The organism is Streptomyces ureilyticus (assembly GCF_011045025.1).
GTDB lineage: Bacteria > Actinomycetota > Actinomycetes > Streptomycetales > Streptomycetaceae > Streptomyces > Streptomyces ureilyticus.
Genome location: NZ_JAAKZX010000126.1, coordinates 17,628 through 28,334 on the forward strand (window position 1 = coordinate 17,628; position 10,707 = coordinate 28,334).

A 10,707-nucleotide genomic window follows, 5' to 3' on the forward strand; every position below is an offset into this window, starting at 1 on the left:
GATTCGTCGTTGTAGAACTGTTCGAACACCAGCGGCAGGTCCTCGACGATGTCGCGCACTTGCAGTTCGATCTCGTGCACGAGGGCGTCGCAGTTGAGGCAGTACCACTGGAACTTCTCCAGTGTGCCCTCCTTGCGGACGCGCTCGATGACGATGCCGATCGAACCGGCTTCGGGGCGCTGCGGCGAGTGGGCCAGATTGCCGGGCAGGAGCCACATGTCGCCTTCACGCACGTGGACGGTTCGCTGCCCGCCGTCGGTCATGACGTTGACGTGCATGCTGCCCTTGATCTGGTAGAACCACTCTTCGTACGGGTCGACGTGGAAGTCGCGCCCTTCGGCAACGCCGCACTCAGCGCGGTGGCAAGGCCCACACGATCGGCGACCTTCCGCAACAGCACCACGCCCGCGTGGCCGGTCAGGTTCTTGCCGTTGGCCCGCACGGCGAGCCGGTGATCCCATTCGGTAGCCTGCACCTGTTGGGTGCCTCTTCTCTGCGACGGTTTTGATCTAGGAAGTCCAGATCATCGCAGGTCGGAGGCACCCTTCTTCTGTCGGGGTGTCAGATCACGGTCGTAGCCGAATACATGAGGCCAACGCCTTTTCCTCGGGAATCGAACGGCCGGTGCGTCCGATGACGAGCGCTATCTCTGCCTCGTAGTCCCACTTGGCGGAGAGCCGTTCGTCGTGGGCGAGTGCGTCGAACGGCCCCATGACAGTGTCCGGTCCCTTGGTGAAGAAGGTCGGGTGCTCCGGCCGGCTTGCCGGTTCCTGTCCCTCTCTCTTGCCCTTGGACTCCTCGAAGTGATCCCAGTAGTTCCAGCCGGTGCAGAGGATGTCGCGATTGAAGCGGTGCAGAGGCGCCTCCAACCTGACTTCGGACAGAGGCAGTACCGAAGCCCCGCGGACGGCCGCGCGTGCAGCGTCGAGGGCCGCCGGACCGCCTCGGACGATGTCGTCGACGGCACCAACACGCTTGGGCAGCAGGCCCAACGTCTGTTCGGTTTCGTCCACGGCTCCTGCACGGCGTATGCCGTCGACGGTAAGGGATGCAAACTTCATTCCGGTGCTCTTTCAGTCCTCGATCGTGGCGGTTGCCTTGATCTCGATCAGGTCGTCCCTGTTCACGAACCTCGAGACCTCGACGATCGTGGAAGTCGACGCCGCGCCGGTGAGTACTGGCGGCGTGAAGGGCGTCGAGTTGGTTCATTCTGTGGACAAAAATCTCCACTCCGGCGATGTCGTGGCTGGGTTGTCCGCGGCGTAATCCTGTCAGGGACGTCTCAGCGCCTACGGGAGCGGAGACCCGGGTGCAACAGTTGCTGCGCGACGAGATGGCCGGAACCGCCGCCGAGCCCGGGGCCGGGGTGTGTCGAGGCGCCGATGTGCCAGAGGCCGGGCACCGGCGTCGCGTGCCGGGCAGCAGCCGGCAAGGGGCGCCACAGAAGGTTTTGGTCCAGCTCGGCGGAGCCGCCGTAGGGGTCGCCGGCGACCGCGTTGGGGTTGGCCGCATTCAGGTCGGCTGGCGTGACGACGTCGAATGCGAGCAGCTTGTCCGGCAGATCGGGGGCGTGCCGGGCGACACGTGCGATCACCCGCCGGGCATACCCTTCTGCGAGGTCCTTGGTCCACCCTCCAGACACGTCCAGCTCGTCCGCCGCGTCGCCCGTGGGAACGAAGGGCAGCTCCTGGAGCTGGAGCCACAAAGCCGCGCCGCCGTCCGGGACACGCCCGGGGTCCAGCACGTGCTGCTGTCCCACGACGACGGTCGGCCGACGGGGCAAGAGGCCCGCGTCTGCCTCGGCGCAGGCGATGGCGGTGCTCGCCGAGCCGTCGCTGAGATGCAGCAGAGGAACGGTGGCGAGGCGTTCGTCGTTCCAGGCAAGGGGAGAGGAAAGGGCCACGTGGATCTGCATCGCGGATCTGCCGTGGCGGAACTGTGCGGCCTGCGCACGCACCGTGGGGGAGACCCGAGCGGCGGAGGGCAGCAACTCGGTGTACAGGGCAGAAGGCGTGACCGAGGCCAGGACGGCACGCCGGGCGCGTAGGGTCTCACCACCGCAGACGACCCCGATGGCGCGGCCGTCCGCGTTCAGCACGACTCGCTCCACGGAGCACCCGGTTCGGATGTCCACCTGGGATTCGGTGAGCAGCGCCCGAAAGGCATCCACAAAGCGTCCGGCCCCACCCTCCACCACCGGTAGCCCGAAGCCGTGGATGGTAGCCGCCAGGATCGGCACCATGAGACCCCCCGAGGCATGATCGGGTGAAAGGCCGGCGTGCAGCAGCCAGGGGACCCACAGCAGATCGGCTTCGTCCCCGCGGAACTCTCGGCGACAGTACGAGCGGCCGCTGGTGAGCGCGTCTCGGAGCCATGTCTCGGTTCCGGTGAGTTTCTCGTGCCGCAGCAATGCCGCCGCGTGTCGCAGCACCTTGGGTGACCGCAGTTCGCTTCCCAGGAAGCCACCGATCGCGTCGGCGTTATCGAGGAAGCGCTGCAACATTGCCAGATAGGCGTTGGTGTCCTCGGGATGGGCGAAAGCGGCAGCGGTCGCCTTCGGGTCGCGGTGCGCCAATATGACGCGTCCGTCGTCCGCAGCGGTAGCGGTGACGAACGCGTCCGTGTTCAGGTAGCGCAGGCCATGCCGGTGCAGATCGGGGCCCAGGGCGGCGTAGGCGGCACCCGAGACGAACAGAGGGTGCCAGGAGGAGTACGTGTCGTGCAGGTATCCGGGGACGGTTCGTTCCTCGGTGGTGATGAAGCCACCCAGCCGGTCGGCCTGCTCGACCAACGCGACCGACCAGCCGGCCTTGGCGAGTTCGGCAGCGGCCACGAGGCCGTTCACACCGGATCCGATGACGATGGCGTCGACCGTAGTGGCCATGGGTGCTCCTGTGGTGTGTCGAGTGGAGGGTGGATCAGCAGGGGTCGGGCAGGCTGACGCCGACGGCAAACGCGGTCTCTCGCAGCGCAGACAGCACGCTCGACTCGATCGGAAGCCCAGTGCCGGCCCGGACCTCCGCTTGTTCCGCGGCCGACTGGTCTGGCAGTAGCAGAGGTTCAGTGCCCGCAGCGGTGGGCACCCCAGTGATCCGATCGGCGAGAGCGTGCATGCGTCGGCTGAATTCCGTGAGATCGGTGAAGGACTTGATGTCAAGGGCGAGGATGAAATGAGTCCAGTCTTTGGGCGCTGCGGCGTCCTCGTAGACCCCGTTGACGCCAGTGTCGAACGACCCGCCGGACAAGACGCCGGCGAGGATGTCCACGATCAGAGCCAGGCCATGGCCTTGGTGATCACCGCCGGATAGCAGCATGCCCGCCAGGGTGACCGTTGGGTCGGTGGTCGGTTGACTGGAGCTGTGAGTCGACCAGGTGGAGGGGTTGTCCGGTCTCTCCCGGGAGGTCGGCCGGATCTTGCTGAGCGCTGCCTCGGGCATGGGCATGTCCAGCACGACAGGCGCACCAACCGCGAGGAGACTCTCCTCCACGACGGCGGTTGTGTGCCCAGGGACGGGCACGCGTGGGCGGCTGTTGCCGGCGGCAACACCAATGCAGTCTGCCTCCACGGCGGCCTGGGCGTAGCGGTATGCCCCACCGACGTAAGAAGCCGGTGTGACAGTCACCGCGCCGACGCCGAAGGCGTGCGCCTTCTTGATGGCCAGGGCCAGGGCCAGGGCCATGGCCATGGCCTGGTCGCCGGTGAGCTGTCCGAACGCGTTGTGCGCATCCAGGACCGCGATGGCCCCCGCGTCCACGACGATTTCGGCCGTTTCGCTTGTGGTGATCGATCCCTTGCGCAGGCGCTCGACGTACAGGGGCACCAGCACGACGCCCTGCGACGCAGTTCCTCGCAGATCCGCCTCGACCAGGTTGCCGGCCCCCGTTACCGCGGCCCGCGACGACATGCCCACCGCCGTGAAGACCGTGGCCACGCCATGGGTGAGCCAGGCCGGGGGCATGGAAGGGCGATCACTCATCGGATGCTCCGTGCGGGGAAACAATCACACGCCTCCGTAAGCGCGAAGACTGCTCAGAAATTAGAGTAAGCCACTTTCCAGGGCTATCCGATTCGCGCGATTCTTAAATCCGTTTAACGCGACCTGTATCGGCGCGGCATATCTGTTCCTTGGTGCTGTGTCGAGCTTGTTCGTCGCGGCTGGTGGGCCGCCATCTGGAGAGACACCGCTGCGCGGCAGACGTTGGATGTGATCTGCGTCACTGATCCGGTAGGGCCGGTACTACAGCTGCGGATCTTGGATTGCGCGTTCCCAGTCGCGCAGGTGTGCGGGTAGTGGGTCGCCTCGGCGTTGGTAGTGGCTGAGTTGGGCGCGCATCTTGTGGCGGAAGCGCCAGCGGAACCAGTGCAGGACGTGCTGTCTGCCGTGATCGATGCGTAGGACGAGGGCGGCGAGGAGGTGCTGGATCTCGTCCACGGTGATCAGGGCGAGCCAGCGTTGGCTGTCGAGTGTGATGCCGCGCGCGGGGCGGGAGGGCGTGGAGTTTTTCCCGGCGCCTCCAACTCCACGGTTTGTGACGGGAGTTGTTCGCCTGGCTCTTCGGTGTGGGTGGCCAGGAGATTCTGGCGGGCCAGGACGAGGAAGGCGTGGGCGAACATGCAGGCGGTGACCTGGTGGTGCCAGGCGGTCCAGGTGCGGATTTGGTAGTCGTCGAGGCCGATGAGCTGTTTGCCGTGCCGGTTGCCCTCCTCGATCTTCCAGCGCAGCGCGGCGCAGGCGACCATCACGCTCATTGTGGTGCCGGTAGGGGCATGCACGAGGAAGTAGTCGACCTTTTCGGGGTCACTGACGCTGCGGCGGATGAGGAGGGAGTACGCGAAGCCGTCGGCGGGATGATCGTCCTTGACGTTCACCTCGAACAGGGCCCAGTCGTAGAAGCGTTGCCCCTTGCTTCCCTCGCCGCACGAACGCCGCTCCCACCGCTGTGGGGTGATACGCGTGAGCAGGTCATCGGCCCGTTTCACGGTGGACTGGCCGGCATGGTGGTGTCCGGGCACGGTGGTGAGGGGGAAGCTGGAGGGCACTGCCGCCACGTAACGCCGGTGCTGTTCGCGCAGGTAGTGGCGCAGGGGTCGCGTACTGCCCGTAGCCGCCGTCCACCGCGACCCAGCCGAAGGGCACTTGGGCCTCGATCGCCTCGCTGATCAGCTCGACGGCCTGGGCGGGCTTGGTCGCGAAGGCGACCTCGTCGGGGATGCCGGCTTCCCGGCACCGCTCTCGGTCGGAGGTCCAGCGTTCGGGCAGGTAGAGGCGGTGTCCGATGAAGGCGTGCCCGCGCTCGGTGGTGTAGCTGAGCATGACGGCGACCTGGCAGTTCTCCGTCTGGTTGGTCGCCCCGCAGTGTTGCGGGGCGACTCCGACCGACTTCGTGCCCTTCTTGATCATCTGGGTGTCGTCGACGACCAGGACACCCTCGGCATCGCCCAACGCGGCCACCACCCGCTCCCGCACCACGGCCTCCAGGGCCTGCGCGCTCCAAGTGCCCCGGCTCAAGAACGTCTGGATCCGGCCCGGGTGACCGTGCCCGGCCTGCTCGGCGATCGTCCAGCCGTTCTTCTTCGGCACATCGGACAGCAGGCCCGCGATCAGATCATGGAAAACCACCCGTGGCTCGGGCCGCGAGAACAAGTCAGCGACCCCGTCCGTGAACGCCCTCAACTCAGCGTCCAACGCGGTCACTTCAGCATCCAACCCATCCAGCATCATGACTGGTCAACGCGTGAGACTGCCAACCGTCACACGATCCGCAACTGTAGTACCGGTGGATCGCGGGAGGGTATGGGATCAGGCCATTCCGCGAGACGGCCCGGAGACCTAACATGGGACGAGGCTGTTGCCCAGATTCCATGATTGCTCTCACCGGGGCGGCTCCCGCAGGTCCCCGGTGACGTTGTCCTCTCGGAGGTGCGCCGTGACCGGGGTGTCCGTGCCGCTGCTCCACCAGCTGCAGCTGAGCAGCAGCGATATCGAAGAAACCAAGGCGGTGGTGGCTCAGGCGTTCTGTCCGCATGCCTTGAGCCTCGAGCTCCCAGGAAGTCGTCTCGAGGCTCGCTATCACGCGGCACAGGTCGGCGGAATCGGGTTGCACTATCTGGACTATGGAACCGCAGTGCGGGTGGCTCCGGGAGAGCTTGGCGACTTCTTCCTGGTGGAGATTCCGTTGGGTGGATTCTCCGAAGTCACCGCCGGAAAGCAGAGCGTGATCGCCGATGAGGGAACAGGGGTTGTTCTTTCGCCCAACCAGTCGATCGAGACACGTCGTTCGGCGGGAAGTCCTCAACTCATTCTGCGCATTGATCGGAAGTCGATCGAATCCCATCTCTACCGCATTCTCAACCGACAGGTTAACCAGCCCCTGCACTTCTCGCCCAGGTTGCCCCTGGATTCTCCGGCAGGCCGGAGCTTGCTCGGCCTGGTAACCCTGCTCCGCTGTGAGGTGGAGAACGGCGGGGCCCTGCTTGCCGAGCCGCTGGCGCTGGCGCGGCTCGAAGAGCTGCTGATGACCCACCTGCTCCTGAGCCAGCCGAACACGCACAGCGAGACGCTGCACAGCAAGGAGCCCGCAGCGGCCCCGGTGGCCGTCCGGCTGGCACTGGAGATCATCGAGACGCGGGCCGCGGAACCACTGACCGTGGCGGACATCGCCGCGGAGGTACACGTCAGCGTCCGTGTGCTTCAGGAGGGATTCCGCCGCCATGTCGGCTGCAGCCCGACGGAGCATCTACGGGAGATCAGGCTGAGGAGAGCCCACGCCGCGCTGGTGGAGGCCGACGCGCAGACGAGTACCGTTGCCTCGGTCGCCGTTCGGTGGGGGTTCCTGCACATGGGGCGCTTCTCGGTCGAGTACGGAAGGCGATTTGGTGAATCACCCTCGCTCACGCTGCGCCGTCCGGCGCGTGAGGCGGCTGCCGGCGGGTGGCGCTGACGGCATCAGGCCCACATCTGTGCGTAGGGGTGTGAGCACACCTCGATGACCGTGCCCCACGGGTCCTCGCAGTAGGCGATGGAGTATCCCTTGTCCGCGTCGATCACCACGGTGGGGGAGCGCCGCCGGCCACCGTGGTTCGCGATTGCTTCCGCGAGTTCGTCGACATCCCTCGTCGTCAATGCGAAGTGATTGATTCCTGTACGCCAGAACTCGAAGGAGTTCTCCCGCGGAGTCGACTGGGGATTGTCGAACTGGAACAACTCGACCCCCAGCCCGTCCGCTCCGCACAAGTGAGCGAACTGGAAGCGCTGGAATCCGACACCGTAGATCTGTGCGGCCGCATCGGCCAGGGGTGTCCCATCCTCGATCACTTCGAGCGGCCCACGGAGCAGATACAGGCCGAGAACCTCTTGGTACCACTCGATGGCCCGCGACAAGTCCGTGACGGTGGTCCCGACGTGCGAGAAGACACTCGGCTGGCGTGTCATGATCTTCCCTTCAGGAGACTCGGGATGTTTCTGCGGTCACAGAACATTCTTGAAGCGCAACCTGTCAAGACTTTTCGAAACCATGCCGCCACGCATGAGATATCCAGCGCAGGATGGATATATGTCGACGCGTATTGGATAGATGGCTGGATCCGTCGGGTGTACGTTTCGGCGAAAATCCGGTTGTAAACCAGGGAAAGGCCATGTTCCATGCACGGTCCAATCAACGGGGAAGGCTCCTTGCCGGGACGCGAAGGTGACGTCCGGGCGAAAATGGAAGATCACGCGCTCACCGCTGTACCGGATTCCGAGCGACGCTCGGGGTGGGGCCTGATGACCAACACGGCCGGTATCGCGTCCACCTTGATCCAGTTGGCCATCGGCGGCGGAGTCACCCTCATCGCCGGCGTCGGCTACGGCATCCTCGCCGGCGTGCTCGTCGCCGTCTTCGGCGGAGTTCTGGGCTGGCTCGTCGGCCACGTCGCCTACACGTCTGGAACGTCGAGCACCGTCACCGCGCGGTTCTACGGCCTGGGACTGCGTGGCTCCGCGATCGCCTCGCTGATCTTCGCTTTCATGATCCTGGGCTTCCTTGCGCTGGAGAACGCACTCCTCTACTACGGCACCCTGTTCATGTTCGGTTGGGCGCCCTCCACGACCAATGCGATAGTGATCTATGGCCTTCTGACGGTGGCGTGGATCGCCCTGACGGCGTTCGGTCTCAAGGTGGTACAGCGCACGTCGATGGTGCTTCTCATCGCTTTCGTCGTCCTGACCGTCGTGATGGCCGGCCTGGCCCTGGCCAAGTCGGACACCGGCCTCTCTCATCTCCTGTCGGCCGGGCCGGTGGTGCCGGGCTTCAACGGGGAGGCGGAGCGATTCACCACGGTTCTGTCAATCCTCGCCGGTTCCGCGGGCGCCCTCGCACTCGTCGACGCCGACTTTGCCCGGTACGCGCGATCCGGCCGGGACGTGGGAATTCTCGCCGTCGGCGGGGCCATCATGATCGATGTTCTTGTCGTCGTGCTGGGCACGGTCATCATCCACGCCGGTTCGAGCGTGGTCGGCGAGTACCTCGGATCCCATCCCGCCACCGCCGCGACACAGCAGGGCGGCACCATCGCCGACAAGGTGGGGTGGATGGCGAACAACAACTCGGGCGCGTTCTTCGTTGTCCTGGCCGGCTTCTTCGGGTTCCTCCTGATGTACGTGGCGCAGGCCAAGGCGCAGGTGCTGAACACCTACAGTGGCTCTCTCGCCCTTTCCAACCTCTTCAACAGCCTGACCGGACGCAATGGCGGCCGGGTCGTCATGGTGGTGGTCGGCAATATCATCGGCCTCGTCATGGTCGCGGGCGACATCCTCGGTCTGATCGCCAGTTACCTGGGGATTCTCGGGGTCACCACCATGGCCCTCGCCGGAGTGATCATCGCGGACTTCTTCATCGTCCGGCGGGGCCGGAAAGCCGATCCCGACCAACTCGAGACGGTCAACTGGGCGGGCGTCGTGTCCGTCCTCGCCGCTGCGGGCACGGGCGGAGCGCTGCTGGAGGCAGATGTGACCCAACTCGGCTTCCTGGTGTCCCTCGCCATGGTCCTCGTGCTCTACCCCCTCCTGCGGACCAGCGTGCTGAGACCCCGCCAGACGGCTCGCCCGGCAGGCCACGCGGAAGAGGTCGAACCGGTAGGCGGGTCGTAGCAGTCATGAATGAGTCCTCGCCCCGATCCATGCTGGTTCGCGTGCTCACGGAGCAACCGCGCCGCCTCATGTGCCGGGGCGCGGGGCGTGGACTGCTCAACCTGCCGACACGGAGGACCTGGCCCAGGAGATCGTCCTCCGCGCCCTGCGTGGCATCGACACGGGGGCCTGTCGATGAATTAGAGAGCCCGGACACTTGGACCGGCTTCCCAGAAGAGGACCTGACCGCAGTCACGGAGCTGTACGCCCGTGGTCTGCTCGCCGTACACCCCAGCGCCCCGGTCGACGGTGCCCGGCGGGACCGGACGGTGAGGTTGCCTATGCGCTCCGGCAGGCGGCGCGCCAGGCGGCGTACCCGCCTCCGAAGGCTGTTCCTCCACCGCCGTACAGCGCGCGCCGAGACGTACCCATTCCTCGGGCACCGCGGCCTTCACCGTGTCAAGGAGATCCGCGCGATGGACGGTGTAGGTGCGCTCACCGTAGAGCCGCTCGCAGACTCCGTCGAGGCGCTCCACCGAGAGCACCCTCCCGTTCTCCCAGCGGCGGAACTCCCACGCCAGCTCCACCGGTACGGCGTCGCGCAGGAACCGGTCCATCACACCCAGCTGCCGCAGCAACCGGACGGCATTGGGTGACACCAGGATTCCCGCGCCGATCTCCTTGAGCGCGGGGGCCTGCTCGTAGACCGTCGCTATGACCCCAGCACGGCGCAGGAAAGCGGCGGCGGCGAGCCCACCGATACCGCCACCGACGACGGCGATCCGGGGCCGGCCTGGGGATTGACTCTGATCTCCCACGTCGGTGGTCGGCTGCCGCTGCACAGTTCCGGTGTCGGCAAGGTACTGCTCGCACATGCCGGCCCAGGCCTCCAGGACCAGGTGATCGCACAGGGCCTCACGGCACACACCCCACGCACCATCACCGATCAGGTCCGGCTGCGGCACGCTCTCGACGAGTGCCGTCGCACCGGTGTGGCGATGGTCCGTGAGGAAATGACGCTCGGCACGGACTCCATGGCCACCCGCGTCATCGACGCCGACGGTCACGTGGTCGCGGCCCTGTCCGTGATCGTCAGCACGGGCTCCGTCGGCCTGCGCACGGTGCGGCCCGCTGCCATCGCACGGGGACTCGCGGGGTCCCGAAGACTCGGCTGGACCCCCGCAGTCGGCATCCGGCACACCAACGGTGCCCATGCATGAGGCGCGCGGCACATGATGCCGCGGGACATGCCGCTGGGCAGCGGAACGCGGGCGTCGTCTCCCGCTCCACCCGGCTTTGGCTGGGGGCATCACCCGCCGAGGGCCCGGGGTGGCCGGGTCGGCTGGTTTCGCCGAGGCCTACCGCGTGGTCGGGCCCTTCACGCGATCGAAGGCGCCGATCGCTGGGAGGGCTGGGGGCGGGCGTTGTCACGTTGTTGGGTGGGTAGGGCCTGACGGTGTGTCGAGGCATGGCGCTGTCACGTTGTTGGGTGGGTAGGTGTCTGATGGTGTGTCGTGGTGTGGTGGAGCCCGGTTGCGCGCTGTGCTCAGGCCGCGGTGGCGAGGGCGGCGACGCCGGTGATCTGCTCCCAGATGGC

The 10,707-nt window shown here is 66.3% G+C and carries 12 protein-coding genes and 1 pseudogene; 4 read left to right on the forward strand and 9 right to left on the reverse strand.

Annotated features, from left to right (window positions below; all coding sequences use genetic code 11):
* Nucleotides 1-71: 71 nt before the first annotated feature.
* Both G6048_RS31085 and G6048_RS31090 read right to left on the reverse strand, forming a co-directional pair.
* Nucleotides 72-461: pseudogene (locus G6048_RS31085) on the reverse strand (hypothetical protein); the annotation flags it as partial.
* A 105-nt stretch (nt 462-566) separates the two neighbouring features.
* Nucleotides 567-1,013: a fumarylacetoacetate hydrolase family protein gene (locus G6048_RS31090; RefSeq protein ID WP_206342351.1), complete on the reverse strand. Its 447-nt coding sequence runs from the start codon at nt 1,011-1,013 to the stop codon at nt 567-569.
* A gap of 52 nt (nt 1,014-1,065) precedes the next feature.
* On the opposite strand from G6048_RS31090, the gene G6048_RS31095 reads away from it, so the two are divergent.
* Nucleotides 1,066-1,266, forward strand: a complete 201-nt coding sequence (locus G6048_RS31095; protein ID WP_165342931.1) for a hypothetical protein — start codon at nt 1,066-1,068, stop codon at nt 1,264-1,266.
* 16 nt (nt 1,267-1,282) lie between these two features.
* Here the strand turns inward: G6048_RS31095 and G6048_RS31100 are convergent, their stop codons facing one another.
* The 5 genes from G6048_RS31100 to G6048_RS31115 all read right to left on the reverse strand — a co-directional run bounded on the left by G6048_RS31100 (nt 1,283) and on the right by G6048_RS31115 (nt 5,696).
* Nucleotides 1,283-2,884, reverse strand: coding sequence for a phytoene desaturase family protein (locus tag G6048_RS31100; protein WP_165342932.1), 1,602 nt, complete (start codon nt 2,882-2,884; stop codon nt 1,283-1,285).
* A 34-nt stretch (nt 2,885-2,918) separates the two neighbouring features.
* Nucleotides 2,919-3,977 (reverse strand): Ldh family oxidoreductase, encoded by a 1,059-nt coding sequence (locus G6048_RS31105; RefSeq protein WP_165342933.1) that lies wholly within the window; start codon nt 3,975-3,977, stop codon nt 2,919-2,921.
* Nucleotides 3,978-4,238: 261 nt separating this feature from the next.
* Nucleotides 4,239-4,433, reverse strand: coding sequence for a hypothetical protein (locus G6048_RS31110; RefSeq protein ID WP_206342352.1), 195 nt, complete (start codon nt 4,431-4,433; stop codon nt 4,239-4,241).
* 5 nt (nt 4,434-4,438) lie between these two features.
* Complete coding sequence (locus tag G6048_RS48830) at nt 4,439-4,981, reverse strand: hypothetical protein (protein ID WP_206342353.1); 543 nt, start codon at nt 4,979-4,981, stop codon at nt 4,439-4,441.
* On the reverse strand, nt 4,965-5,696 hold the full coding sequence (locus G6048_RS31115; RefSeq protein WP_206342354.1) for an IS701 family transposase: 732 nt from the start codon (nt 5,694-5,696) through the stop codon (nt 4,965-4,967). The genes G6048_RS48830 and G6048_RS31115 overlap by 17 nt, the downstream gene beginning before the upstream one ends.
* 232 nt (nt 5,697-5,928) lie before the next feature.
* Here G6048_RS31115 and G6048_RS31120 point away from each other — a divergent pair, with 232 nt between their 5' ends.
* A complete protein-coding gene (locus G6048_RS31120) occupies nt 5,929-6,942 on the forward strand; it encodes an AraC family transcriptional regulator (RefSeq protein WP_165342934.1) in 1,014 nt (337 codons plus the stop codon).
* Nucleotides 6,943-6,947: 5 nt separating this feature from the next.
* Here G6048_RS31120 and G6048_RS31125 read toward each other — a convergent pair whose 3' ends face one another.
* Nucleotides 6,948-7,433 carry a VOC family protein gene (locus G6048_RS31125; protein WP_165342935.1) on the reverse strand — a complete coding sequence of 162 codons (486 nt, stop codon included), beginning with the start codon at nt 7,431-7,433 and terminating at the stop codon, nt 6,948-6,950.
* Between the two features lie 273 nt (nt 7,434-7,706).
* Here G6048_RS31125 and G6048_RS31130 point away from each other — a divergent pair, with 273 nt between their 5' ends.
* Complete coding sequence (locus tag G6048_RS31130) at nt 7,707-9,131, forward strand: purine-cytosine permease family protein (RefSeq protein ID WP_165342936.1); 1,425 nt, start codon at nt 7,707-7,709, stop codon at nt 9,129-9,131.
* 179 nt (nt 9,132-9,310) lie between these two features.
* Here the strand turns inward: G6048_RS31130 and G6048_RS31135 are convergent, their stop codons facing one another.
* On the reverse strand, nt 9,311-9,985 hold the full coding sequence (locus G6048_RS31135) for an FAD-dependent oxidoreductase (protein ID WP_235990550.1): 675 nt from the start codon (nt 9,983-9,985) through the stop codon (nt 9,311-9,313).
* Here G6048_RS31135 and G6048_RS48835 point away from each other — a divergent pair.
* A complete protein-coding gene (locus G6048_RS48835) occupies nt 9,911-10,330 on the forward strand; it encodes an IclR family transcriptional regulator domain-containing protein (RefSeq protein WP_235990551.1) in 420 nt (139 codons plus the stop codon). The two genes, G6048_RS31135 and G6048_RS48835, sit on opposite strands and share 75 nt — an antisense overlap.
* Nucleotides 10,331-10,707 lie beyond the last annotated feature (377 nt).

Excerpts from the sequence above, each read along its gene's own strand:
- G6048_RS31100 (WP_165342932.1), bottom strand. The coding sequence starts at position 2,884 with ATGGCCACTACGGTCGACGCCATCGTCATCGGATCCGGTGTGAACGGC.
- G6048_RS31105 (WP_165342933.1), bottom strand. The coding sequence starts at position 3,977 with ATGAGTGATCGCCCTTCCATGCCCCCGGCCTGGCTCACCCATGGCGTG.
- G6048_RS31125 (WP_165342935.1), bottom strand. The coding sequence starts at position 7,433 with ATGACACGCCAGCCGAGTGTCTTCTCGCACGTCGGGACCACCGTCACG.
- G6048_RS31130 (WP_165342936.1), top strand. The coding sequence starts at position 7,707 with ATGGAAGATCACGCGCTCACCGCTGTACCGGATTCCGAGCGACGCTCG.
- G6048_RS31135 (WP_235990550.1), bottom strand. The coding sequence starts at position 9,985 with ATGTGCGAGCAGTACCTTGCCGACACCGGAACTGTGCAGCGGCAGCCG.